At 39.4% G+C, this 25,825-nt stretch carries 21 protein-coding genes and 1 tRNA gene; 12 read left to right on the top strand and 10 right to left on the bottom strand.

The annotated features are described in order from the left end of the window. Positions 1-33: 33 nt before the first annotated feature. Positions 34-504: a Cys-tRNA(Pro) deacylase gene (gene ybaK / locus HRT96_RS05010; RefSeq protein WP_293153096.1), complete on the top strand. Its 471-nt coding sequence runs from the start codon at positions 34-36 to the stop codon at positions 502-504. 79 nt (positions 505-583) lie between these two features. Here the strand turns inward: ybaK and HRT96_RS05015 are convergent, their stop codons facing one another. Further along, entirely contained in the window at positions 584-1,951 is a 1,368-nt protein-coding gene (locus tag HRT96_RS05015; protein ID WP_293153099.1) for a sodium-dependent transporter, read from the bottom strand. A gap of 352 nt (positions 1,952-2,303) precedes the next feature. On the opposite strand from HRT96_RS05015, the gene HRT96_RS05020 reads away from it, so the two are divergent. Further along, positions 2,304-3,590 (top strand): sphingomyelin phosphodiesterase, encoded by a 1,287-nt coding sequence (locus HRT96_RS05020; protein WP_293153102.1) that lies wholly within the window; start codon positions 2,304-2,306, stop codon positions 3,588-3,590. 554 nt (positions 3,591-4,144) lie between these two features. After that, positions 4,145-5,485: an aromatic amino acid transport family protein gene (locus tag HRT96_RS05025; RefSeq protein ID WP_293153105.1), complete on the top strand. Its 1,341-nt coding sequence runs from the start codon at positions 4,145-4,147 to the stop codon at positions 5,483-5,485. Positions 5,486-5,645: 160 nt separating this feature from the next. On the opposite strand, the gene aroC is transcribed toward HRT96_RS05025, so the two are convergent. Continuing rightward, positions 5,646-6,734: a chorismate synthase gene (gene aroC / locus HRT96_RS05030; protein ID WP_293131162.1), complete on the bottom strand. Its 1,089-nt coding sequence runs from the start codon at positions 6,732-6,734 to the stop codon at positions 5,646-5,648. A gap of 187 nt (positions 6,735-6,921) precedes the next feature. Continuing rightward, on the bottom strand, positions 6,922-7,851 hold the full coding sequence (gene prmB, locus HRT96_RS05035) for a 50S ribosomal protein L3 N(5)-glutamine methyltransferase (RefSeq protein WP_293153108.1): 930 nt from the start codon (positions 7,849-7,851) through the stop codon (positions 6,922-6,924). A 77-nt stretch (positions 7,852-7,928) separates the two neighbouring features. Here prmB and smrB point away from each other — a divergent pair, with 77 nt between their 5' ends. Together smrB and HRT96_RS05045 are read left to right on the top strand one after the other, a co-directional pair. Continuing rightward, a complete protein-coding gene (smrB, locus tag HRT96_RS05040) occupies positions 7,929-8,555 on the top strand; it encodes an endonuclease SmrB (protein WP_293153110.1) in 627 nt (208 codons plus the stop codon). Between the two features lie 56 nt (positions 8,556-8,611). Beyond that, positions 8,612-8,878 carry a hypothetical protein gene (locus HRT96_RS05045; RefSeq protein WP_293153113.1) on the top strand — a complete coding sequence of 89 codons (267 nt, stop codon included), beginning with the start codon at positions 8,612-8,614 and terminating at the stop codon, positions 8,876-8,878. 105 nt (positions 8,879-8,983) lie between these two features. Here the strand turns inward: HRT96_RS05045 and HRT96_RS05050 are convergent, their stop codons facing one another. Both HRT96_RS05050 and sixA read right to left on the bottom strand, forming a co-directional pair. Beyond that, the gene (locus HRT96_RS05050; RefSeq protein WP_006030279.1) at positions 8,984-9,181 is read right to left on the bottom strand and encodes a DUF1107 family protein; all 198 of its coding nucleotides are present in this window, start codon (positions 9,179-9,181) and stop codon (positions 8,984-8,986) included. 158 nt (positions 9,182-9,339) lie between these two features. Then, entirely contained in the window at positions 9,340-9,852 is a 513-nt protein-coding gene (gene sixA / locus HRT96_RS05055; RefSeq protein ID WP_293153115.1) for a phosphohistidine phosphatase SixA, read from the bottom strand. A 287-nt stretch (positions 9,853-10,139) separates the two neighbouring features. On the opposite strand from sixA, the gene HRT96_RS05060 reads away from it, so the two are divergent. After that, positions 10,140-12,944 (top strand): insulinase family protein, encoded by a 2,805-nt coding sequence (locus HRT96_RS05060; RefSeq protein WP_293153117.1) that lies wholly within the window; start codon positions 10,140-10,142, stop codon positions 12,942-12,944. A gap of 96 nt (positions 12,945-13,040) precedes the next feature. On the opposite strand, the gene HRT96_RS05065 is transcribed toward HRT96_RS05060, so the two are convergent. The 5 genes from HRT96_RS05065 to traF form a co-directional block, all read right to left on the bottom strand. Further along, the gene (locus HRT96_RS05065) at positions 13,041-13,652 is read right to left on the bottom strand and encodes a LysE family translocator (protein ID WP_293153120.1); all 612 of its coding nucleotides are present in this window, start codon (positions 13,650-13,652) and stop codon (positions 13,041-13,043) included. Positions 13,653-13,720: 68 nt separating this feature from the next. Next, the gene (locus HRT96_RS05070) at positions 13,721-14,647 is read right to left on the bottom strand and encodes a LysR family transcriptional regulator (RefSeq protein ID WP_293153123.1); all 927 of its coding nucleotides are present in this window, start codon (positions 14,645-14,647) and stop codon (positions 13,721-13,723) included. Further along, positions 14,640-17,093 (bottom strand): GNAT family N-acetyltransferase, encoded by a 2,454-nt coding sequence (locus tag HRT96_RS05075; RefSeq protein WP_293153126.1) that lies wholly within the window; start codon positions 17,091-17,093, stop codon positions 14,640-14,642. Before HRT96_RS05075 ends, HRT96_RS05070 begins: the two co-directional genes overlap by 8 nt. A gap of 17 nt (positions 17,094-17,110) precedes the next feature. Then, the gene (locus HRT96_RS05080) at positions 17,111-17,932 is read right to left on the bottom strand and encodes a crotonase/enoyl-CoA hydratase family protein (RefSeq protein WP_293131132.1); all 822 of its coding nucleotides are present in this window, start codon (positions 17,930-17,932) and stop codon (positions 17,111-17,113) included. Between the two features lie 226 nt (positions 17,933-18,158). Next, on the bottom strand, positions 18,159-19,325 hold the full coding sequence (gene traF / locus HRT96_RS05085; RefSeq protein ID WP_293153129.1) for a conjugal transfer protein TraF: 1,167 nt from the start codon (positions 19,323-19,325) through the stop codon (positions 18,159-18,161). 276 nt (positions 19,326-19,601) lie between these two features. Here traF and HRT96_RS05090 point away from each other — a divergent pair. From HRT96_RS05090 to HRT96_RS05115, 6 genes are all read left to right on the top strand, one after another. After that, positions 19,602-19,689, top strand: a tRNA-Ser gene (locus tag HRT96_RS05090). Positions 19,690-19,899: 210 nt separating this feature from the next. After that, positions 19,900-21,144: an integrase domain-containing protein gene (locus HRT96_RS05095; protein WP_293153132.1), complete on the top strand. Its 1,245-nt coding sequence runs from the start codon at positions 19,900-19,902 to the stop codon at positions 21,142-21,144. A 236-nt stretch (positions 21,145-21,380) separates the two neighbouring features. Next, positions 21,381-22,025 carry a hypothetical protein gene (locus HRT96_RS05100; protein WP_293153135.1) on the top strand — a complete coding sequence of 215 codons (645 nt, stop codon included), beginning with the start codon at positions 21,381-21,383 and terminating at the stop codon, positions 22,023-22,025. Positions 22,026-22,161: 136 nt separating this feature from the next. After that, positions 22,162-22,380: an AlpA family transcriptional regulator gene (locus tag HRT96_RS05105; RefSeq protein ID WP_293153138.1), complete on the top strand. Its 219-nt coding sequence runs from the start codon at positions 22,162-22,164 to the stop codon at positions 22,378-22,380. Between the two features lie 305 nt (positions 22,381-22,685). Beyond that, positions 22,686-23,072 carry a hypothetical protein gene (locus tag HRT96_RS05110; protein ID WP_293153141.1) on the top strand — a complete coding sequence of 129 codons (387 nt, stop codon included), beginning with the start codon at positions 22,686-22,688 and terminating at the stop codon, positions 23,070-23,072. After that, positions 23,065-25,716: a DUF5906 domain-containing protein gene (locus HRT96_RS05115; protein WP_293153144.1), complete on the top strand. Its 2,652-nt coding sequence runs from the start codon at positions 23,065-23,067 to the stop codon at positions 25,714-25,716. Before HRT96_RS05110 ends, HRT96_RS05115 begins: the two co-directional genes overlap by 8 nt. Positions 25,717-25,825 lie beyond the last annotated feature (109 nt).

Genomic DNA, 25,825 nt, shown 5'->3' on the forward strand with positions numbered 1-25,825 from the left:
TTAAAAAATGAGGCCTCACCAAGGTAGATAACGATGACTCCAGCAGTAAAATTAGCTAAAAAAGCAAAAATAGCCCACACAACTCATGAATACCAACATGATTCAAACGCTGGATCTTATGGTTTAGAAGCGGCAGAGAAAATGGCCGTGGCCGCCGAACGTATATTCAAAACACTGGTGGTTGATGTCGGTGATAAGAAACTCGTGGTTGCCGTTGTTCCCGTCACCGCAATGCTTAATCTAAAGGCCATCGCCAAAGCTGCAAAAGCTAAAAAGGCAATAATGGCAGATAAGAATGATGTAATGCGCTCGACGGGTTACGTACTTGGTGGCGTGAGCCCATTGGGACAGAAAAAACGCTTACTCACTGTCATTGATAGCTCAGCACAAGCACATGAAACTATCTATGTTAGTGCCGGTCGTCGCGGTTTAGAGATCGAACTAAGCCCGTTAGACCTAAAGCAGCTAACCAATGCTGAGTTTGCTGCTATTAGTAGTGAGTAATGATTAACAGTAAAAAAAAAGCCCAGTAGATCGCGCTACTGGGCTTTTTTATCTATTACTGATGAAGGCTCAGGTCTAATTAAAGCGCGGTACTGATTAATAAGATGATTAAAGCAGGACAAACAAACTTCACATAAAGCGGCCATACTTTCCAGAAAATACCATTTTCGTCTGCGCCATCTTGACCTTTGATTTCAACAAGTAGGCTATTACGATGCCATACCCAACCTACAAAGATAGCAAGACCTAAGCATACTAATGGTTGTGTTATCTCTGTCGCTAGCTTAATCATGAAACCAAACATCAAGTCAAAGTTAGTCACTACAACCATCGCGAATGCAGTCAGTGCCGCGCCAACAATCCACGTTACTTTCTTACGTGACATTGCAGTTTTATCCACGATATAACTGGTTGGCACTTCGACTACCGAAATAGCCGACGTGAGTGCTGCAACAGACATCAGTGCAAAGAAGATAATCGCAACAATATGTTCTGCGGCGCCCATCGTTGCAAACAATGCAGGTAGTACAGTGAATACCAGCGTGTCAGAACTGAGTAAGTTACCATCAGCATCAAAGATGGTTACTCCATTGTGCTTAGCTACATACATAGCAGGTAGGATTAACATTGCCGCTAAGAAAGCCACACCTGTATCCATAAAGGTTACGTGCATCGCTAACTTACTGATGTTTTCATTTGATTTAAGGTATGAACCGTAGATCATCATTGCGCCCGTACCAATCGATAACGAGAAGAATGTCTGACCAAGTGCACCGATGATCACATCAGGGTGCATTACTTTTTCAACGTCTACGGTGAATAACGCCGTCACACCTTCACTTGCGCCTGGTTGGAACAAGATATAAATAACACTCGCAATCAAGATAGCGAACAATAGTGGCATTAAACGCTTCGACCATTTTTCAATACCGTCTTGTACGCCTTTTTGAATAACGTAAACACACATTAATGCAAATACTAAGGTAAATACGATATTACGCGATAATGAGAAATCGATTAACCAACGGCTTGTTTCATCTGCGCCAGCCATTGTGGCAATAGGTGCGAGCGTATTACTCACGAACCAGCCTGACAATACCGCGTAGAAACTAAAGATCATCGCCGCACACACAATCGATGCCAGACCGATAAGGCTACCAATCATTTTAGTGGCAGGCGTACGACCTAAATTAGCCATCGAGTCTGCAGGGTTAGTTTGACCATGACGGCCGACCATCAACTCAGCCACTAACATTGGATAACCCAGTAAGAAGATAAGGAACAAATACACAAGTAAGAACGCGCCGCCGCCATTACTTGCCGCTTGCGTCGGGAAACCCCAAATATTACCCACACCAACCGCAGAACCTGCCGCGGCCATTATAAAACCAAAACGAGAACCAAAATGTCCTCGAGACGCACCATCATTATTCTGTATTGCAGCCATTTATCCGTACCAAGTTTGCCAATTCCAATTGATAATAGGTGTTATACCCAGATAAACAGAAAACACAACCATTAAAACCTACCAAACACCATGATACATAGCTTTTATAACTATAAAAGTGTGATTTATAGCAATATTTAACTACTAAACACTTAAGTGTTCCTTTTTAATTGCGTAAACAATCCAATTTCATCGTTGAAATAGCATCTATTACCTATCACGTTAAACATAAAAAATAACACTTTAATCAAACCGTCACCAAAACTGCCTACTATGCGTACTTAATATATAACATAATATTTTATACTCCCGCTTGGTTAGTCATAAAACACACACAAAAATAAGGATCTTTATGTTAAAGAAAGTAACCGTCTTATTCTGGCTGTACATGTTCACGCCGGCATTAATGGCGATGAGCCAAGTGCCCACGGAACGGCATACTATTATTCAATTCACCAATAGTACGCCTCATACTTTATATGCGTATATTGAAGAAGGTAATAATGTCGACTTATTAACAACAGAAGTGCTGCCATTAAGTACCGTTGACGTGGCTAATATTACCCGCACTAATGTGGAACAGAATATATCTATCTCACTGAGTAACGCTGATTACAGCTTTAATTTAACGCAGAAGGTAACCGAGGATGAACTCGCTTTTGGCTTCGATAGCAGTGAACTGACCATAGCTCCACAAACCGACAATACTATTCAGCAGTTTGAGATCCAACTTGCCGATAATAACAATACCATCGCCTTTAATAGTGAAAATATACACCAAGGTGGCAGGGTAAATTACGTATTACAGCTGCATGATAAAAAGCCCACTATCGGACCCAGCAACGAGTTTAGCTTATTAAGCTACAACATTTGGGCCACCACCATATTCGGTTCTAAAAAAGTCGATAGCCGTTTAACGGAAATGCCAGCGGTGATGTCAGGTTATGATGCGTTAGTGCTAACCGAGGTCTTTGATCCAATCCGAACAAGCAAATTACTTAAACAGCTCAGTAAAGAATATAGCTTTACCAGCAGCGAAATATTTAAGTTAGGTAAAATCATGCAATCAGGTACACGTATCTTAACGCCTTGGCCTGTAGAAGCAGAAAAGAGTCTGAAATATACCAACTGTAGCGGTATTCAGTGTGCTGCGACGCGTGGGGTTATTTATACCCGTATTAATAAGCAAGGTTATATTTACCATGTCTTTGCGACTCACACACAATCGTCTGATGACGATACCAACCGCGCAGCACGTTTAGGCCAGCTAGAAGAAATGGGTGAGTTTATTCGCGCACAAAACATTCCTGCCGACGAAGCCGTCATTTTAGCGGGTGACTTCAACGTCAACAAAATTGGCTTGCCCGGTGATCGTGATCAAATGGCATATATTCTTAATGCCACCGAACCAGAGAATAAAGGTCACAATCTGTCTTTTGATTCCAATACTAACTATTGGGCAGAGAAACCTTATTTAGAATATCTGGATTACACATTAACAGGGAATGACAATTTACAGCCAATCAGTGCCAGCCAAGAAATATTCGCCCCTCGCGTACTGACAAAATCGCTTTGGGGAACTTGGGATTTATCAGACCATTACGCTGCTCGCGGATATTTTATCTACCCGACCAAGTAATAGCAGGATAAAACTCTACGCATAAATATTTCCGCATCTATTCTCTTTAGATGCGGAAATATCCGCCGAAAACTCGATATCACCACTAGATGAATACTCAAAACTAGGCATATACACTTATTTAAGCTTGAAACGTCCGAAAGTAGCACTCAAATAAAGTTGAAGCCCACTATGATTAGTGTGATCTGTGCATACAAATAAATTGCTAACAACTTGTTAAAACCCATAAAACTACCCATTATTAGCTACAGCGATGTTTTACTGGTCATTATAAGATAAAGATTAAAACCAAGTAACACCAAAACGAAAGCATAAAACACTAAATAGAACCCTCGCAACAACATAAACAGCAATAAATACAGTCAAGCGCTCGATAAACATACAACCACAAGGGTTGTTAATAAAAAACACGTAAAACATCAAATTATTTTGATAAATACGGGGTATTTTTTAGGTTAGAGGCAAAAAGGCGATCTACATCACTTTAAATAAAATTCAAATCATTATCCTATGCAGCAGTTAAGATACAGCGCAATATTACAGGTGAAATAGATATGTCAGAGCAAACAACTACAACTATCACGGACAGCACTACGAACGCTGCTAAATGGAACAAAGCAGACACAGAATGGGTATTAAGTTTATTCGGCACAGCAGTAGGTGCTGGTGTTTTATTCTTACCTATTAAAGCAGGTTTAGGTGGTTTTTGGCCGTTGGTAGTTCTAGCATTGATTGCTGGCCCAATGACATGGCTGGCGCACAGATCACTGGCGCGTTTTGTATTATCATCAAAAAATCCTGATGCAGACATCACAGATGTTGTTGAAGAACACTTTGGTAAAGGCTCAGCAAAACTAATTACATTTGCTTACTTCTTTGCTATCTACCCTATCGTATTAATCTACGGTGTTGGTATTACTAATACATTCGAAAGTTTCATTGTTAACCAACTTGATATCTTCACTGAAATTCCACGCCTAGCGGCTGATGGCGCACCGATGCTTAACGAAGCTGGTGTTCAATTAATGGATAAAGTAAGCGGTATCCCACGTTGGTTACTATCTGGTGGTCTAATTTTAGCAATGACTGCACTGATCCTATTTGGTAAAGACTTAATGCTTAAAGCAACATCAGCATTAGTTTACCCATTAGTAATCATCTTATTCGGTCTATCACTGTTCTTAATTCCGAGCTGGAATACAACGATGCTAACAGTTGTACCTGAAGCATCATCGTTCCTACCAGTTATCTGGTTATCGATTCCACTGATTGTGTTCTCATTCAACCACTCTCCAGTCATCAGCCAGTTTGCTAAAGCACAACGTAAATCTTACGGTGAAAACGCAGTAGAAAAATCAGACCTTATCTGTAAACGTGCAGGTCAAATGCTACTTGGTTTTGTAATGCTATTCGTATTCTCTTGTGTGTTATCACTATCACCTGAGCAACTAGCAGAAGCTAAGGCACAAAACATCTCAATCCTGTCTTACCTTGCAAACGTACATGATTCAGTATTAATTCAATACTTTGGTCCTTTCGTCGCATTCGCAGCGATTACGTCTAGCTACTTCGGTCATTACCTAGGTGCTCAAGAAGGTCTAAACGGTCTAGTTAAACAAGTTATGCCGAAAGCATCAGAGAAGAAAATCGGTACATTCTCTATCGCATTCATCGTACTAACTACATGGGCTGTAGCGATTATCAACCCAAGTGTACTGGGTCTTATTGAAACAATCGGCGCACCAATGATTGCCGCTATTTTGTTCTTAATGCCTATGGTTGCTATCAAGAAAGTACCTGCGATGCAAAAATATGCTAGCGATAAAGCAGCAAACATCTTTGTTACTATCTGTGGTCTACTCGCTATCACTTCAGTTATCTACGGCGCATTCTAAACCGCTGTTGACTGTAATGAAAAGTACTGCAACATAAGTTAATAACGAACAAAACCGGCGAGTCACCTCGCCGGTTTTTTTGTGTCTATATTTTCCGACTCAAAAAAATACCCATCAACCTAAGCTGATGGGTACTCTTCAATTATTGGACGAATCAAAACTACATATTTGGTGTGTCTGTTACTACATGTAGATTTTGCGCTCGGTGTCTTAGCAAGTGATCCATTAGCGTGATAGCAAGTTGTGCTTCAGCGATTGGCACAGCGCGGATACCCACACATGGATCGTGACGACCTTTGGTAACCACTTCAATGGCGTTACCAAATTTATCAATGGATTTACCTGGAATGGTAATACTTGATGTTGGCTTCATGGCAATATGAGCAATGATGTCTTGGCCACTTGAGATGCCACCCAGTACGCCACCAGCATGATTAGAAAGGAAACCATCTTCTGGTGTCATCTCATCGCGGTGCTCACTGCCAAGCTGTTCTACAACGCCAAAACCATCACCAATCTCAACACCTTTCACAGCATTGATGCTCATGAGTGAATGGGCGATGTCAGCGTCTAAACGATCGAATACCGGCTCACCTAAACCCACCGGAACACCTTGGGCAACCACTGTTACTTTGGCACCCACAGAGTTACCTGATTTTTTCAATCCACGCATATATTCATCAAGCGCTTCTAATTTACTTGGATCAGGAAAGAAGAATGGGTTTTGTTCAACTTGATCCCATTGCAGTGCTTCTGCTTTGATTGGGCCCAGTTGTGATAAATAACCGCGAATCACAATACCGTGTTGTTCTTTCAAGTATTTCTTCGCAATAGCACCCGCAGCGACGCGCATTGCCGTTTCACGTGCCGATGAACGACCGCCACCACGGTAATCGCGATGCCCAAATTTTTGATGATAAGTATAATCAGCGTGACCGGGACGGAAGGTATCTTTAATATTGGAATAATCTTGTGAACGTTGATCGGTATTTTTGATCATCAGACCAATTGAAGTACCTGTGGTTTTACCTTCAAAAATACCAGAAAGGATCTGAACTTCGTCAGCTTCACGTCGTTGAGTGGTATAGCGAGAGGTGCCAGGCTTACGACGGTCGAGATCAAACTGCAGATCTTCTAGTGAGATTTCGAGTCCTGGAGGGCAGCCATCAATAATACACCCAAGTGCTGGTCCATGGCTTTCTCCGAATGTGGAGATCTTAAATAATTGCCCAATACTATTCCCTGCCATAACAGCGTTTCCTTTATATAATGCCGACTAATACCTTCGAGAATACAAGACCCGTGGCTTAGCGACAATAGCAAACAGCTAAAAGAAGGAATAAAAAAAAACCTGTCACCATCATAAGATGATCACAGGTTTATCATGGGTTAAAGACCCAATAATAGTTCGCTACAGCGTTATTTAAACGGAGCGCCTATTTAAACGGTGCAAACAGCGCCATTGAATCTAAGATCTGCTCTTTGCTGATCACGAAGATACCGTGACCGCCGTTTTGCATTTCTAACCAGGTAAATGGTACTTCTGGGAATTTCTCTTGCATGTGAACCATGCTGTTACCGATCTCAACAAACAGTAAACCGCCGTCGTTTAGCATATCAGGTGCTTGTGCTAGCATTTTAAGCGTTAGCTCTAGTCCATCAAAACCAGACTGTAGACCGATTTCAGGTTCGTGTTTGAACTCATCAGGTAGGTTATCAATGTCTTCTTGATCAACATAAGGCGGATTCGATACGATCATGTCGTAGCGTAAACCTTCAAGATTCGAGAACAAGTCAGATTGAATTGGTGTTACTTGATTCTCAACACCGTGATCTTGGATATTGATCTCGGCAACTTCAATCGCACCATGTTCAATATCAACCGCATCGATTTCTGAATCAGGGAATGCATGAGACAATGCAATGGCAATACAACCGCTGCCCGTACACATATCAAGAATACGCATTGGCTCGTTTGTTAACCAAGGTTGGAAACCATTCATGATCAGTTCTGCAAACGGTGAGCGAGGCACTAATACACGTTCATCAACAAAGAACTCTAAGCCAGCAAACCAAGCTTTGTTAGTCAGGTATGCAGCAGGGATACGCTCATTTACACGGCGAACGATTAACTCAACCAATGTTTGGCGTTCAGAAGTAAGCAGTCTCGCATGACGAATTTGAGGGTCAATATCCAATGGCAGGTGTAATGTCGGTAAGATTAACTGTACAGCTTCATCCCACGAATTATCAGTACCGTGACCATAACAAATACCAGCATCGTTAAAACGGCTAACCGCCCAACGGATAATATCTTGTATTGTAATTAACTCTTTGACTGCTTCGTCAATAAAAATCCTGTCCACAATTGACTCCAATTTTGGTAAAGTAACAAAATGTTTAATCAACTGAGCTTAGCAGTTGAATTTGGGTAACTAACATTATGTTTAATAAACAAATGAAAAAAAAGATGTTGCTGCAAATAGATGTAGCAAAAGAACAGGCACAAGCGGCGCAAGTGAAAGTATCGCAAGCAGCGTTGAAACCAGATGATCACGCTCTTTTCTCTGATAGTATGAAAGGTATAAAACCTTTAGCACAGGATACCATACGCAAAACAAAAATCAGGGCTAATAAACCGAAAACGCAAGCAAATGATTCAATCCGGCAAGAATCAGCGCAACGTGAACATTTTTTCTCCGATCAATTTGAACCACATATTGCTGACGAAGGTCCAACTCGTTATATACGCGACGGCGTTTCACCTTATGAGTTGAAGAAATTGCGTCGTGGTGATTACGAACCTGAGTTGCTGTTAGACTTACATGGTTTAAGCCAAGAAACAGCCAAGGTAGAAATATCCGCATTAATCGCAGAATGTCGCAAACAGCATATTCGCTGCTGTAACGTCATGCATGGTCATGGCAAGAATATTCTTAAACGCCAATTACCAATGTGGTTAGCGCAGCATCCTGATATTGAAGCATTTCATCAAGCAACCAAGACCTGGGGGGGCAGTGCAGCCATATCTATCTTGGTTGAGCTGACCACGAAAGAAGATTTGTTTTAGTTGTCTGCCACGTATTAGCAGTATTTATTGATGATTATCGCGAAGGTAATAAAGGTATGGTGACTGATAAACAAGATCAGTGGTTTGCAGCGTTAGAAAAAGAAAACAATGAGCGTCTGGTGCAACTTGAACAAGCGATGCAGACCAAGGATAAATTGCACCTAATCAAAGCTGGGAAGGTCAGGAAAAAGGCTGAAGCAGCTACAGATTTCAAAGCGAGACATCCAAGGTTAAGCTTTCTAAAGCGTTACAATGTCATCATTATGATGCTGTTTTTTCTGCTCATCACGGTGGGTTTTAATGTGTCTATGTTTATCGGTTAACAGCAAACGGTTTATCGACGTGTACTAAACTATTTATCCTGTAGTACTAAACAACAGGCACAAAAAAAGGTTAGTGCATAACACTAACCTTTCAAACTCAGTCTGTTAAACCGCAAATCGCTTAATTTCACGATTCACTTCCGAGATACGCATTTTAACATTGTTACCTGCGTTGCTCGGCATGATTAACATACCTTGCTGGAACTCTAATAATCCCAAACCGGTGACATAGAGGGTTCCACGAAAAAAACTCTTTACATATTTTGCAATACGGAACGAGTTAAACTGTTTAAAACTACGCATTTAGCACTCCTTTATACGCTTATATAAGTACCATCCAAGTACCCAAACAGAGGCGGCATAGTATACTAACAAAACATCAATGCAAAGCTATTTAACACTACAATAACCGTTGTGCAAAGTATCAGCACCATTCATAATATGCTTTATTAAACAACATACTAACTTATACTTTGAGATGTCTCTAACCACTTCAGCTGGCAATCATTTTCATTTAATTCTAAACAAGCAATCGCAGACGTTGCGAAAGCAGGCATTTGTTTACCATTTGTCAATGCAGCAGTGAGATAACTCACTACAGGCAAATGCGAAACTAACAATATGGTTTCATAGTTATATTCTGCGACCAGTGCGCGAATATAATCAGCAATAAATTCAGCATCACCATAAGGGGTGATATCTTCACATACTTGGACTTTGTTTACGGTGAAAAAGTTCCCGATAACTTGCCAAGTTTGTACAGCTCGTACATATGGGCTATGTAATACACAATCTAACGTCGGTTCAATGGCACTTAACCAACGAGCCATCTCAGCGGATTGTTGTCGTCCAGTGCCCGTTAATTCACGTTCAGCATCGCTGTTGGCATACAGTCCCGCTTGACCGTGTCGCATAATATAAATCTTCATACCACCACGCATATTATCTATTGAATACTCTATAGATATTAACACAGCGCCTTAAAACGATTGCATGGTAACGCAGCTTGATGACAAAAATATTAAAAACCACGTTTAGCTTATGTTTTTAAACATTGTTTTCAAAAAATACTTACTTACTGCCATTTTAACGCCATACTGAACTTATATTATTAGCAAATAGTATCGCCATCGTGCGGTATCAATTTTATTCAGTAAGATTAAACCTCAGCATTCATGATTGCATTTTAAATTGGCCATTCTTTGAAGCCGATCTAATTTAAACTCTTTTTCTGATGCCATCATCACATGGAGCATTCACCTTGATTACTAGCCCTAATGATTACAAACAATATCGCCACATCACGCTCCCTAATGGTTTAGTTGTATTACTGATCCAAGATGATCAATGTAAAAAGTCAGCCGCATCCATGTCCGTTGCCGTTGGCCATTTTGATGATCCCTTGCAGCATGAAGGGCTTGCGCACTTACTCGAACATATGTTATTTCTGGGGACCGACAAATACCCAAAACCCGGCGAATACCAGTCGTTTATTTCCATGCATGGTGGCAGTAACAACGCTTGGACCGGTACCGAATATACCAACTATTATTTTGACATTAACAATCGCTATTTCCATAACGCCCTCGACCGTTTCGCCCAATTTTTTATCGCGCCAAGCTTTAATGCTGATTTGTTAGAACGCGAACGTCACGCGGTTGATTCCGAATATAAACTAAAGCTTAAAGATGATGTACGTCGCTTCTACCAAGCACACAAAGAAACCGTTAATCCAACCCATCCTTTTAGTAAATTCTCGGTGGGCAACCTCACGACATTAGCCGACACCGAAAGTTACACTTTGCGTGATGAATTGTTGCGATTTTATGAGCAACATTACTGCGCATCTTTAATGAAATTAGTGATCCAATCCGAACTGACACTCGATAAACAAGAACACATGCTTAGGGAGATGCTCTCCGCCGTGCCTAATCGCGGGATCAATGCAGTTCCTTTAGCAACCCCGCTATATACAGCAGCGCAATTACAACAAGCTATTTGGGTGGAATCGCTCAGCGGCCATAAAAAATTATACATCAGCTTCCCACTAGGCAATATTGTCCCCTACTACCAAATTAAACCACTGAGTTACATTAGCCAGCTAATCGGTGATGAAACCGATGGCAGTTTACTGTCATTACTGAAACGTAAAGGCTGGGTAACCGCGTTATCAGCGGGCAGTGGTCAAAGCGGTGCTAACTTTAAAGATTATAATGTCATTGTCGGTTTAACCAGTGATGGTTTTAACCATATCACCGAAATTGTTGAGTTCTGCCTGCAATATATCAAACTGATCGCCGAGCAAGGTTTACAGGCGTGGCGCTATGACGAGAAGAAAAATTTCTTGGAACAAGCCTTTCGCTACCAAGAAAAAATACCCGCCGTTAAAAATGTCTCTCACCTATCACAAAACTTGCATATCTATCAGCCTGAGCATGTGATTTACGGCGATTATATGATGAAGGGGTTTGATATTGAGGCGTGTCGTTTCTTCTTGCAGCAGCTTAGCCCGACAAATATGCGCTTGATGATATCAGCACCAAACTTAGAGACCAATAAAAAAGCGGCTTGGTATGATACCCCTTATCGCGTAGATGCATTTACACCTAGCCAGCAACAACGCTGGGCAAATGTAGAGATTGATGACCGCCTGGCGCTACCAATTAAAAACCTATTCATGAGTTCGTCTTTAGAAGCCCTGGCGCTTGATAAAGCCAATCTCACTGAACAACCCCGTTTGATTGATAAGAGTGAAGGGTTTAAAACTTGGTTTATGCAAGAGCATGAGTTCCACCTGCCAAAAGGTAATATCTTCATTTCAATTGACAGTGAATTCGCCATTGCCAATACCCATAATATAGCCATGACCCGATTAGCGGTTGAGCTATTGATGGAGCAATTAAATAGCCTGACTTATCAAGCCGAAATTGCTGGTATTAATTACCATATCTACGCCCATCAAGGCGGATTTACCTTACACCTTGCCGGGTTTGCGCAGAAACAGTTCGAGTTATTAAAACTGATCATTGGTCATCGTCACTTACAAACCGTCGATAATGATACCTTCTCGAGTATTCGAAACCAGTTACTTATTTCGTGGGAAAACCAGAAACAAGCGAAACCAATCAATCGCTTGTTTTCAGAGTTAACCTCACTGCTGCAACCAAATAATCCGTCAAGTGAACGTCTTGCTAAAGCCTTGGTGGGTATTAAGCAGGAACAATTACCTCAGTATCTGGAAAAAATATATCAAAACATCAGTGTGGAAATATTAATACATGGTGACTGGCATCAATCACAAGCGTTAGAGATAGGTCAATACGTCAAAGATAAACTGCATCCCATTAGCACGCCAGGTAAAGAGACAATACGTAAGTTGGTGGATATCCAGGATACCGGTTCTTTGGTACATGAAGTGGCTGTTGAACATAACGATTCTGCGCTGATTGTGTACTATCAAGCAGCGAAGATATCACCCAAAGAATTGGCTTATTACAGCTTGGCAAATCATGTCATGTCATCGAAATTTTTCTATGAACTGCGCACCCAGCAACAATTGGGTTATGTCGTCGGGACCGGTAACATCCCGCTGAATCGTCATGCCGGATTAATGTTGTACGTACAATCACCCCATACGCAACCAACGAAACTACTCAATGCGATCAATGATTTTATTGATTTCTTCCCGTTCGGGATGATTTCCTTTACCGAGCAGCAATGGCAATCCAGTAAGCAGGGATTAGTGTCTAAATTACGCGAACCGGACGCTAACATAAACGGTAAAAGTAAACGTCTGTGGCATGCTATTGGCATTAAAGATAAAGACTTTAATAAGTCCGATAAAATTGCCGAAGAATTGGAAAAAATTGAACGTGTCGACTTGATCCGCTTCATGGTGGAGTTAAAGTCTCGCACCTCAGACCGCTTGATAATGGCGACCATTAACCAAGGAAATAAACATGACCATGAAGATGACCACGAAGAACGTCATATAGAAAAGTTGGAAGGTACCTATCTTACTGATGTACAAGCCTTCCAGCAGCAAAGTCATATTTTTGAGCTATAGCGCTAAACAAAACTAACATAACAAGTACAAAAAAGGCGCAGTCGGTTACTCACCCACAGCGCCTTTCTTTTTAAGCTTGATCGATTCTAAATAGCGTTAGCTACTTAAACCAATAAAGCCGCCTAACGTAATTAACAGACCGCCTGTGGCTTTATTGATCTTATCTTGATAACGATTGAGCATTTGTTTTAGTGTGCCACGGTTAAGTAACATGATGAAACATGACCACAACACTGCTGTTTCTATGAAAATAGATAAACTAATTAATAACTTATCTGATGTCGGTGTCTCAGGTGCAATAACCTGACTGAATACCGCCACCATGAACATCAAGATCTTAGGGTTTAATAAATTACACAGCAGACCGTCTAAATAAGCTTTCCCAGGACTAAAATCTAATGAACTCGTATCAACCGCTATTTCGCTTTTCCCTGCACGCAATGATTTAATACCAATATAAATAAGGTAACCGGCTCCGAACCAACGCACCACATTGAACAACATAGGGTTGCTCGAAATAAGAAACGATATACCGAATAAACCTAGCATAATGTGCACAGCCAAACCACTAATGATACCGCCAACACAGTACCAAGCAGCACGTTTCGCACTTAGGCTACCGTATTTTAAGACCAACATCATGTCAGGCCCAGGGCTAAGCATGCCAAAAAAGTTAATAATTAATAATGACACTATTATTTCGTACATGTTGATCACCACTCCATTGCGTTGAGGTAATCATAGAACCTAAGTTGAAATGAATAAAATGACTTATCCTACTTTTCAGCAGTCCCACTGGGAATACCGGTAGTTAATTGAGCATATAGTTCATCACGCAGCCACTTATGCGCCAAATCATGGTCAAAACGGGGATGCCAGATGATTGCAGCCTGTAAAATAGGTAACTTAATGGGTAAGGCTTTGCGAATAAATTGCTCACCGATGATTAATTTATCGGCAATAGAGTTAGGAATGGTTAATAAATGGTCAGTTTTGGCGAGAATGCTAAAGGCCGAAGAATAAGACGGGATGCGTAGTGCCACCTCTCTAAATAGCCCTTGTGCGGATAACCCTACATCAATGTCACTGGCTTTATCTGCACCCGAGGTAATAATACTATGTGGATATTGCGTATAATTCGCTAACGTTAATACTTCATTTTCTAACGGGTGGCCTTGGCGCATAATACACACGTAGTTATCTTTCTCTAGCGGTAAATAGGAAAGGTGTTTATGTTCAGGACGAATAATGGTAGCGCCTAAATCAATCTCACCACGCTCCATCGCCGCCAGGGTAAACTTATCCCAATAGGTGAGATTAAGTTTAATCTTCGGTGCATGCAGATACAAATGAGCCAGCGCCGCAGGTAAAATATAATCGGTGACATAATCGGTTGAAGCAATTGTAAATTCACGCTGTGATTGCAGCGGGTCAAAGCCCCCGGTCATCAATAACCCATCGATGTTGTTCAAGATTTGCGCCAGTTCGGGTTTTAACTGCTTGGCTTTTTCGGTTAACTGACTTTTATTATCCATTTTGATGAGTAAAGGATCGGCGAATATCTCGCGTAACTTAGCCAGGTTTTTACTCATTGCCGACTGAGTGATGTATTGACGCTGTGCTGCCGCCGTAACTTGTTGCTCTTGCAACAAGTACTGCAAACTGAGTAATAGGTTTAGGTTGATACGTTGTAAATTAATCATTTAGCTTTAATTTTAAATCTGCGTTGCCTTCACGATAATCCATTGTCACTTTAAAGCCACAATATTTCGATAACTTAATCATACCCGAGTTGGTTGGCATGGTGAATCCGACCATATTTTTTAAGCCTAATTGACGACAAAATTCAATAATTTTCAACATTAATGCTTTACCTAAGCCCTGCCCTTTTAAATCTGAACGTACTGAAATGGCAAACTCTGCTTCAGACTTATCCCAATCAAAAATTGCCCGTACCACCCCTAATGTTTCAGGCTGACCCATCGGGTTTTTCGCACTGGCAATAAAGGCCATCTCACGTTCATAATCAATTTGCGTTAGCATTGCCATTTCAAAGTGGCTGAATTTAGAACGTGCGCCAAAATAACGTAAATAACGATCATCTGCAGTTAATGAAGAATCAAATGCTTGATGCTCTGGTTCATCCTCATGACGAATTGGTCTTAATAATACCGCTTTACCATTTTTCATGGTATAGACACTTTCTAATTCTTTCGGGTAGGGTAATATCGCTAATTTTTGCTGTGAACGGCGACCACGTAGGCCAATGCTAACGTTATCTACCTTGATGTTATAAGCAGTACGTCCTAATTCTAATGGCTCCAACAAGATCGACTTTATCATCGGAAAATCAATAATCATCTGTGATATACGGGTTAATATCTCACAGAGTCCGTCCATATTTAAGCGAACCGATAAACTGCGTTCTCGGATAATGCCTTGCTTGATAGTGCCGACAACAAGGTAACGAGATAGCGCCATATTCAGCGGTGGTAAAGCCACTCCAGCATCTTGATCGATATCCCAGTCGCCACCCGCTTCGCCTAGGCAAATAATTGGCCCAAACGCAGCGTCATCAATCACCTCAATCCGAAGCTTATTCACCTCGTCTTTGGTTAACGTCGTATCTGACCTAATGCCGTATGCACTGAGTAATAAATTAACCCCTTTGTCATTAATTTCTTTGACGCCGATACGCATGGCTTTGTCGACCATCATCTTAGCGTCGGCAATCAAGCCAGGATTTAAATCAGCTAATGTCTCAGGTGTTTGGATCAGTTGCTTTTGGTGACGTCTAAATTTAACAATATAATTAAAGGCTTTGACTGCGACTTCCGGGGTGCCGTATGACGGAATACCGGCTTTAATTAAGGTCTGACGGGCAAGACGACCACTGGTTTCGCCCATCCACGACGTGAATATAATCGGACCTTTTTTGTTATTTTTAACCAGTTGAGGGATCAGTTTTTCTGCCGTGACATGACATTCTTCCGTCACCTGCGGTGCATGAATAATTAATAAGGCATCATACTGTGCATCTTCTAACACAATATCTATCACCTTACTGTATGCCTCGGCATCAACACCACCGAGAATATTAATCGGGTTCATGCTGATAATTTTACCCGGCAGGGCTTTTAACAGTTTCTGCTCGGTTTCATAACTTAATTCAGCTAATTTACAGCCTGATTTAATCAATACATCAATGGCCATATAGGCTGGAGAGCCACCATTAGAAATGATCAACATTTTATCACCACGCACAGAACGTTTGACCGTAGCAATGGTTTTAATAGCAGATAGTAACTCGAAGGTATCATTCACTCGTAACATCCCCGAGCGTTGGAATGCTGCAGTGTAAGCGGTGTTATAAGAGATCTTATTGCGGCGGTCTTGTAATAACGCCGTTGCGCCACAGATGTTGGAACTTGAACGTACCACTACAATCGGTTTTTTAAATGCCGCGGCTCTGGCTGCAGACATAAAACGACGAGTATCAATAATATTATCAACATATAGTGCAATCGATTTAGTAAAGCGATCACGACTTAAATAGTCGATCAAGTCAGCAAAATTAACGTCAATCCGCGTACCAATAGAAATAAAACAGGAGAAACCAACGCCACGGGTTTCAGCCCAATCAATCATAGATGTAGCAAACGCGGCCGATTGTGAAATAACCGCGACATCACCTGCTGGCGGGGCAACATGCGCCAAGCTGACATTTAATTTCAGGCGTGGATTTAATACCCCTAAACTGCTCGGCCCTAATACACGAATATTGTATTTTGCGGCGATTAAGCCAATTTTTTCCCAGGTGTCAGCATTGCCTTCATAAGGTTCATCACTAAATAAAATAACCGCTTTACAACCAACCTCGCCCAGTTCTTTCACGATCTTGGCAACAAAACGAATCGGTGTACAGATCGCGCCAAGATCCGGCGCTATCGGTAAATCACTTGGTTTTTCATACGCTAAAATCCCACAGACATTATTAGCCTTTAATGATATCGGCATAATCGGACCATCATATTGACTGGCAATTAAATTTTTAACGACCCAATAACCAATACTCTCGGTGCTATTTTTAGCGCCAATAACGGCAATGGATGAAGGTTCTAATAATGCTTTAATATTCAGTTGGGACATAGTTATAAGACCGCCTGTTAAATACTACGTTTTCTATAGGGTAATGATTTTTTGACAAAATTACGAGTTACAGCCACAAGTTGATTCCACTTACCCATGACTTTTTTCTGGGTTTGAGTTTCCATTACTAATACTGCTTGCTCTGATGCCACCCATGTTTCGTTAAGTAACGATTTCGCGGCGACAATCGCATCTGGTGAACGGGTTTTGATACTCTCGACAAAGGTCATCGCCGCCGCCATCGGATCATCACAAACATGAGTAACCAGACCATACTTTTCAGCCTCGATACCGCTAAACTTACGCCCCGTCATGGTTAACTCTTTGGCAATATCAATACGGGTTAGTTCACGCATGGTGACCATGCCACTCATATCAGGAATTAATCCCCATTTGATTTCCATCACCGAGAATTCACAATCAGCCGTGCTATAACGAAAATCTGCACCGAGCGCTATTTGTAAACCACCACCAAAACACACACCATGAGTCACGGCAATGACAGGCACCGGAATTTGACGCCACAGATAACCCACCTTTTGTGCCAGATTAGCCAGTTCGCCTTCTTCACGTTTTAAGAGTTTACCGGGATTGAGGGGGTTTTTGATAATACTTTTGACATCCAGGCCAGCGCAAAACACCTTACCATCACCGCGTACGATCACTGCTCGGATGGCTTTATTATCCGCGAGTTCTGACGCTGTGCTATCTAATGCATAAAACATATCCATGTCTAACGCATTATATTTAAGGCCTCGATTAAGGGTGACTATCGCCACTTCATCGATAATTTCCACGGTAACACGTGGTTGTTGTGCGGTTACTTGACTATTTGGCATCTCTTACATTCCTTGTATGATACCAATCGCAATAAATAAATGTTCATTTAATACAATTGATATGCGATTCAATAATAAATCGAATAACAAGATAGTAGAGTAAAGAGTGACTTTAGATCATGACATAACTCAAGTTTTCCTATTCTTAGAGTAAATGCCCGAATAAGATGGGAATACCATATTTATACCCAAGTTTCTTCAAGATGCTATTTTATTAACGCTATCTCTAAAACCACACCATGGTTTGTGCGACCAAGCCAAATTTATTCGAACCACCATAACTGACACCGAGATCAAGGTGGAAAACCTTAAACGGTGACAAGCCAATACCAGCCGTAAATACTTGAGCTTTGTTACCTTGCAAATCTTTGGTATAACCAGCACGCAATTGCATTGCAGAAGGCAAGCTTAGCTCACCACCAATTCTCAGCATTTGGGTATCGTCAAAATCATCACTGACACCCGATAGGCTTTGTACATTCTCATAACGCTGCGTCGCATTCACATCAATATCCATCGCTAACGTGGCATAGTCACTGCGCCAACTAAGCCCTGTTGTCAGCACTGGGTGTAAATTATAGCTGGCACTCGAACCGTTCATCGGTTTTAAATCGACTTGTTGTGGTATTAAATTTTTCACTGCCGCGCCCGCATTTAACCCATATAACAGGCCAACTTCCATACCTAAGTCAAGGTTGAAGCCTTTCTTATCACTGCTCGCACCGTATTTGTATTTATCCGGATCAAAATTGTCGATAGTTTGTGAGTAATTATAAGTTGAAATAATATTGTATTTCGGTGATATACCAAAGTGCATGCCACCATAACGAGTATCGAACTTACGCGCGAAGGTCATGCCAAATTCAACCACAGAGATCGCATACACGCTCATTTTAGAATCAATATTACTATCACTATTCAGATCATCATCTAATATATCGGCAAACAAAAAGGCATCGGCATAACCTTTAATAAACACATTGGTGGAGTAATAACGTGTCGGCACTGAAGCAACCAGACCAAAGCCCACTTCTGAATAAGCTTTATCACCCGCAAGTTGGGTTAATGCAGCTTCAACAATTGCTTTATCAGTAGACACGTTCGTATTAGCGATAACATCATAAATATTTGAGGCATCATTAAATAATTCATTCGGATCATCGAATTGAATACCCAGTACCGGAGCTAATAAACCAAAGTCATCACGTACATCATGCTTGGCCGCCATTGCAGGATTGTGGAAAGAAGCAGTAACATAATCTGCAGTAGTAACACCTACTCCACCCATTGCATATGAGCGCGCGTCGAACTCGGTTGCCGAAAGTTGGCAACTTGTAACGGCAATACCCAATGATAAAGGCAACAATAATGATTGGCTGAGTTGAATTTTCATCAGATCATGAATCCTTATGATATTTGAATAGCGACATGTTCCATCGCACAAATTATAAGATTTATATCGTCATCACAGCTAACAACTTTAGTTAATTTCGTGTATTCGCACAAAAAACAGCTCGGAGCCTTGCTTATAGGTTAATGACGAGTGGCTTTTATAGACTTTCATGCTCAGTAATGCAGCAGTCAAACAGCAAATATAAGTTTTTGATTGACCTTTACGAGGTGATTAATTACAGTACGCATCGTTATATTTTATATAACATTCTGATTAGGTGACGTGTCCGAGTGGCTGAAGGAGCACGCCTGGAAAGCGTGTAAAGGGTAACCTTTCGAGAGTTCGAATCTCTCCGTCACCGCCATCATCACATTTAAAGACGTCCAAAGACGTCTTTTTTTGTATCTGAAATACACCAATATCAATGACTTAGTGTGTATTAACGTCCAAGGACGTTTTACAGCATCCTAAATTTTTAGTACCATCTCTTGTACCAGCACCCTTTTCTTATGTACTTCTATTTAGCTGGTGGCACATCAAAGTTCTTAGAACTTTGCTTTTAAGGTGGTACATCATGGCTAAAAAAGTAACTCCGCTCACTAATACTCAAGTCAAGCAGGCCAAGGCATGCGAGAAAGAATTCATCCTTGCCGATGGCGATGGACTACAACTAAAAATCAAACCGTCAGGCTCTAAAACATGGGTATTTAAATACTCTAAACCCTTTACCAAAAAGAGAACCAACCTAGGGTTAGGCATCTATCCTGAAGTATCGCTGGCTCAAGCCAGAGGTAAACGTAAAACATACCGTGAGCTATTAGCACAAGATATTGATCCAAAAGGCTACAAAGACCAAGAACATTTAAAAGAACAAGAAAAACACAACAATAGCTTACAAGTAGTAGCTGAAAATTGGTTCGGTATTAAAGAAACGGCAATCACTACCGACTATGCTAAAGATATATGGCGATCGCTTGAATTACATATATTTCCAACGTTAGGTAAATACCCTGTAGCAAGCTTAACTGCACCCGTGGTTATAGCAGTGTTAAAAAAAGTAGCCGAAACAGGTAATTTAGAAACGGTTAGACGCTTAGCGCAACGCTTAAATGAAATAATGACCTTTGCCGTCAATACAGGTTTGATCCATGCAAATCCATTAAGCGGTATAAAATCTGCGTTTGAAAAGCCTAAGCGTGCACACATGCCGACCATTAAGCCTGAAGAACTGCCTGAACTAATGCTAACGCTAAATCGAGCTAATTTGCATATGATCACTCGCGCATTAATCGAATGGCAATTACATACCATGACCCGTTCAAATGAAGCAGCAAAAGCTGAGTGGTCAGAGATAGATGTAGAAAACAAACTTTGGATAATACCAGCCTCACGTATGAAAATGAAACGCGAGCATACAATACCGTTGACCGAGCAAGCGCTTGCAATTCTTACCGTGTTAGAACCTTTTAAGCGGCCTCACTACCCTTACCTATTTCCATCTAACCGCGATCCTAAAAAACACATTAATACGGAAACGGTCAACAAAGTATTACGTCGTATCGGTTATCAAAACCGCTTAGTAGCACATGGCTTCAGAGCATTAGCAAGCACAACACTTAATGAGAAAGAATTTAATCCAGATGTGATTGAAGCAGCACTCGCACATGTTGATAAAAATACAGTGCGCAAAGCCTATAACCGCGCTGAGTATTTAAAACACCGTATTGATTTAATGTGCTGGTGGTCAGATCATATTGAAAACAGTGCGAAAGGAAGTTTTAGTATTACCGCTGGAATTAAGCTACGTAAAGTCATTTAGGGTTCATAAATATCGATAATTTTTGATTACTTTCGGAAAAGTGAACTTTTAGTAGTACATGATTCACCGAATATTATGACAAATAGCGCTATACAAACACTTGTTAGCACGGCATTAAATGAGAAAGCCTTTGCCGTGATTAAATTGAATCAGTACTTAGTCATATTGATAAAATAAGGTTCGTACAACCGTTCAAACTTTTAGAACGTAGTTCAACCAACATCTTAAGGGATTGAATGATGACAGAACAAAAAATAAAGACAGCTGAGTTAGTAAAAGACACAGAAATAAACAAACTAATTCCAAGGTTACTACCTCTTGAATACTGTAATCTGAATCGTGCAGCAAAAATGCTAAATATTGAAGTAGATGATATTAAACATTTTAATGAAATAAGCAGGATCAAATTATATGTTCGAAGTGAAGACGTTGTGGAAGGAGAAAAGTGGGATGAGCAATATCAGGATCACATTCCAAGTCATTATTACACTTATAACTTTACCCCGTTTTTTGTTAATGACGATTATCAGCCTAAGAATGATGATATCTACATAATGTATGCAGAATTAAAGGGAATACATAGCGCCATATATGAAGGTAAAAAGTTACCTGATAAAGACACTAATATTAGAAAGGCTAGAACGGAATCTGGACAAGTTGATCTAATCTTTGCATTAATTCAGTCAATCAAAGAATTAAAGGGATGCTTTGATAAAGATAAAGTAAAAGATGCAGACGATTTAATCAGAGAATATTTAATCAGCACAGGAGTAAATGAACAAATTACTTTTAATGAGAGAACTATTGCAGGCTGGCGAGAAAGTTCTAAACTTTTTTACCTGTCTGAAACTAAAAAAATAAAAAATAAAAATGTGATTTAATTCAACCACTTGAACTCGGGAGTTAATATCTGACAAATGAGTTAATTAACTCCCTGTACTTACACTGACCTCAGCAAGTAACCTTAATCCCGTAATAAGCAATAACGTTTATTACTGATTATTTAAGGTTACTAACATGATTAATACCAGCACCAATCCCCCCCGCTTACTAAGACTCACCGAAGTTCGGTACCTCACTGGTTTATCCAAATCTTCAATTTACAACTATATGAATAAAGGACTTTTTCCTCACTCAATTGCACTAGGTCTAAGATCTGTTGCTTGGGCAGAATATGATATACAGCTCTGGATTAATGATCGTATCAACATACGCGACCAGATGGTTGCTTCATGAAATACGAAAAAATCTTATTTATTTCATTAAAAATATAAATAATATGTGTAACAAACGTTATACAACAATAATGAATTTTCGATTGGTTAGCAATTTTATTGTTATCTAATAGATGGTTCAAAAGTAACTTATTTAAATAAAATACTTAACTTTAATCAATCCAAGATTTAAGCATGTAGCACATGTTATTTATGTTTCAAGCGAATAATTAGAGCAACATATATTAGGTAATAAATAGAAAAGATTTGAAAGTGTAAAATGATTTTTGAGTGTCTCGTGTTTTTATCCTAAACAGGTGAAAACAAATGAAAAAATTTAAAACTAACAAAAACAGAACAGAGTTTAAAAAAGAACAAGTAAATAATAATGTTATTGCTTTTCGTTTAAGTGAACGCTTTTTATTACCGCTTTTACACGAAGTTGCGGATGTGGCACAAATGTCTATGGCTAGTTCTGCCCAAGCAATAGTGAGAGATTTTTTGGTTGAATATAACAAAAAAACGTTAAAATTATCAGAAGAAGCTAAAGCGTTAAACCTACCTGAACCACCACCAATAGAACCGTTCATTAATAGCACTGATTTTAGACTGCAATGCGGTGCATTACTTCGTGAATCAAAAGCTTGTGAGTTAAAATCAGATCTAGAACCCCCCCATAATGCAGAACAAATGGAGGTAGTGTCTAATGATTAATTTTACTACTTTCACATCAACTCAACCTTGTAACAAAAATTATTTTGTCGAAAACAATAAAATTAATAAAAATGCGAATGGTGTTATATATGCTGGCGAGGCCAAAGAAACAATAATAAAAGATTTAAGTTTTTTATCTGATTATTTAAATGGCTTAGGGAAAAATCAGGCAATCAGCTTAGGTTGTTTTAAGGAAGGTATCGTTAATGTAGTAACTAAAGCGAAAGAAAATATTCCATCAGGTTCTTATGCGCGCAGTAAAGATAATATGAGTACCGATGATACATTTTTAGCTTTCCTAGATTTCGATGATCCTATCAACGGTTTAGACATGGATGATCCTAAAACTATTGGTGAATTTGCTCAAAAAATATTAGGTGAAAATGTAGGTGTTTACATTCGCGCTAGTTCATCAAATCAAATCTTATATAATAATAAACCAGTAAAAAATTGCTCCTCATGGCATGTTTATTTTGTATGCAAAGATACAACTTTAGAAAACGTTAAAAAACATGTAAATCAAAAAATGTGGTTAAACGATTATGGTCAAGTAACCTTAAACAATGCAGGCTCTATGCAAGTTAAGTGTGGTATAGATTTAGCTGTATTTAGTGCTGAACGCTTGGTGTTTGAAGCAAAACCAGACTTTTTAGGTGATGGTTTTAAAGTTATTCCGGTAAAAGATTTATATTTACAGGGTGATATTTTCCATGATTTTTTTAATAACGAACAAGATGAAATAACAGTAAAAAAATATATTGAAGAAGCTAAAGACAAAATAAAACCACAAAGTGAGAAGCTTAAAGAAGAATTTGTAAGTAACTATATAACTCCAGCTATGAATAGAACTGATATACCTCTTACATTGCAATCAAGTTGGAGGAATATTTTAGGGGCATTTGGATACATACAAAATCCAAGTAACTCTGAGCAATGGAAACATGCAACCGCCTCTCAATTTGGCTTGAATGTACTTAATCACGATTTGGTATGCTCGCATAACGCTAATGATATTCTATACGCGAGAAGTCAGGAAACAGGTAGCGTTTCTAAAAGACAAGCTATTGCTGATCTGATGTTTGAAGGTAATGAACAAAAAGCAAAAGATTTTCTTTTAAAAAATATTGCACCACCTAAAGATGATGAAACTATAGAAAGTTATATCAAGGGATTGAAATTACTTGATGTTAAGGATTTGCCTTCAAAATTAGAATCTACAAAAAAAGGTATTGATCTACTCAGTCAGAAATACTCAAAAGTGATGGTAAAACAAAGCTTTAGGATTGCAGTAGAATTAGATGATAAAAGCAGTTCACCTATTGAATTTGCATCAAAAGCTGACTGGGTGAATTTTACAGCAGATTTGCTTATACCATACAAAAAATTAAAAAATGAAGAATATATAAGTGGAAATTACAAGATAAGCGAGGAATTTTTAAAAAGTATGGATGTTCCTAAATTTGAACAAATTGCATTTAATCCCGCTGTAGATGGGGATTATAGAAAAATTAAAAATCTTTTTAGAGGTTTTCCATATTCTTATAATCAATCTGAACGTCTTGTATTCGATAACTCTATAAAAAGAAATGATGTTATAAGATTTACAGAAGAACATTATCCTCATGCTAAACGTTTTATTGAGCATGTTTGGGATAATATTTGTGATTCAGATGACCGTGCCGCTCGCCAATTTTTAGCATGGATAGCTGATATATTACAAAAACCAGATCGTTCTCCAATGATTGCTCCTGTTTTAAGAAGTGAAGGTAAGGGGACTGGTAAAAGTATTGTAGGTAATATTATTTCTCATTTAATTGGGACTGATTATGCTTTTAGTACTTCCACTGCCGCACAAATTGTTGGGAATTTTAATGCACATTTAGCAAATAAGCTTTTTGTATGTGGTGAGGAAATGAGTTGGGGTGGAAGTGTTGATATAGGTAATAAAATAAAGGATTGCGTTACTTCGAGTATACAAACTATAGAAATGAAAGGGGTGGATGTTTTTACTTTGCCTAAATACTACCGCTTAATGCTAATTACCAATAATGAATGGGCTGTAAATGCTTCAAAAGATGAAAGGCGTTATCTTGTGTTAGATGTTGCAGAACATCAAAAACAAAACAATGAATACTTTGCTTCATTTTTTGAATCTAAAAGTAAATTGTGTAAAAAAATGCTAAGTGACCTATTTAGTCTACTTAGTTCTTTTGAGTATGAAGATATAGATTTATCCAAAGGCGTTCAAACTAAAGCCTTACAAGCCCAGAAAATTAACTCTATGAGTCCTATGGAACAATGGTGGGATAATTGTTTAGAAGCAGGTGAGATTAAAAATTATAAGGACAACGATTGTAGTAATTCGCCTTTTAACCTCGATTCAACTAAAAAATTGAGTAATGACAAGGTAGAAAAATCTTTTGTATTCAATTGCTATTTGAGTTGGTTAGATAATGTAAAGCCTAACAGTAAAGAGCGTATCACCAATGCTGGAACTTTCGGTAAGCAATTTAAAAAAATGGTTAGTGGTGGTGAACAGAGGTTGGTTGATAGTAATCAGAAAACAGCATCAGGAAAGAATGCTTATTCTTTAGCTAATTTAGTTGAGTTAAAAGAAATATTTTATAAAAATTATCACTTTTAGATTAAACAAGCAAAAAAGAGCGAGCTTAATGCTTGTTCTTTATTATTTTTAAAACAACATGTTGATAGTGTTTTTTTCTAGATATATCCTAGCTAAAGCCTTGGGAAGC

This window comes from Moritella sp. (genome assembly GCF_013215705.1).
Classification (GTDB): domain Bacteria; phylum Pseudomonadota; class Gammaproteobacteria; order Enterobacterales; family Moritellaceae; genus Moritella.

What these genes read in the sequence shown, in the direction of transcription:
- HRT96_RS05015 (WP_293153099.1), bottom strand. Translation starts at nt 1,951, where the DNA reads ATGGCTGCAATACAGAATAATGATGGTGCGTCTCGAGGACATTTTGGT.
- smrB (WP_293153110.1), top strand. Translation starts at nt 7,929, where the DNA reads ATGTTTAATAAACAAATGAAAAAAAAGATGTTGCTGCAAATAGATGTA.
- HRT96_RS05070 (WP_293153123.1), bottom strand. Translation starts at nt 14,647, where the DNA reads ATGATTAATTTACAACGTATCAACCTAAACCTATTACTCAGTTTGCAG.
- traF (WP_293153129.1), bottom strand. Translation starts at nt 19,325, where the DNA reads ATGAAAATTCAACTCAGCCAATCATTATTGTTGCCTTTATCATTGGGT.
- HRT96_RS05110 (WP_293153141.1), top strand. Translation starts at nt 22,686, where the DNA reads ATGAAAAAATTTAAAACTAACAAAAACAGAACAGAGTTTAAAAAAGAA.
- HRT96_RS05020 (WP_293153102.1), top strand. Translation starts at nt 2,304, where the DNA reads ATGTTAAAGAAAGTAACCGTCTTATTCTGGCTGTACATGTTCACGCCG.
- HRT96_RS05080 (WP_293131132.1), bottom strand. Translation starts at nt 17,932, where the DNA reads ATGCCAAATAGTCAAGTAACCGCACAACAACCACGTGTTACCGTGGAA.
- HRT96_RS05065 (WP_293153120.1), bottom strand. Translation starts at nt 13,652, where the DNA reads ATGTACGAAATAATAGTGTCATTATTAATTATTAACTTTTTTGGCATG.
- HRT96_RS05115 (WP_293153144.1), top strand. Translation starts at nt 23,065, where the DNA reads ATGATTAATTTTACTACTTTCACATCAACTCAACCTTGTAACAAAAAT.
- HRT96_RS05045 (WP_293153113.1), top strand. Translation starts at nt 8,612, where the DNA reads ATGGTGACTGATAAACAAGATCAGTGGTTTGCAGCGTTAGAAAAAGAA.
- HRT96_RS05075 (WP_293153126.1), bottom strand. Translation starts at nt 17,093, where the DNA reads ATGTCCCAACTGAATATTAAAGCATTATTAGAACCTTCATCCATTGCC.
- HRT96_RS05050 (WP_006030279.1), bottom strand. Translation starts at nt 9,181, where the DNA reads ATGCGTAGTTTTAAACAGTTTAACTCGTTCCGTATTGCAAAATATGTA.
- HRT96_RS05095 (WP_293153132.1), top strand. Translation starts at nt 19,900, where the DNA reads ATGGCTAAAAAAGTAACTCCGCTCACTAATACTCAAGTCAAGCAGGCC.
- aroC (WP_293131162.1), bottom strand. Translation starts at nt 6,734, where the DNA reads ATGGCAGGGAATAGTATTGGGCAATTATTTAAGATCTCCACATTCGGA.
- HRT96_RS05105 (WP_293153138.1), top strand. Translation starts at nt 22,162, where the DNA reads ATGATTAATACCAGCACCAATCCCCCCCGCTTACTAAGACTCACCGAA.
- HRT96_RS05100 (WP_293153135.1), top strand. Translation starts at nt 21,381, where the DNA reads ATGATGACAGAACAAAAAATAAAGACAGCTGAGTTAGTAAAAGACACA.
- ybaK (WP_293153096.1), top strand. Translation starts at nt 34, where the DNA reads ATGACTCCAGCAGTAAAATTAGCTAAAAAAGCAAAAATAGCCCACACA.
- HRT96_RS05025 (WP_293153105.1), top strand. Translation starts at nt 4,145, where the DNA reads ATGTCAGAGCAAACAACTACAACTATCACGGACAGCACTACGAACGCT.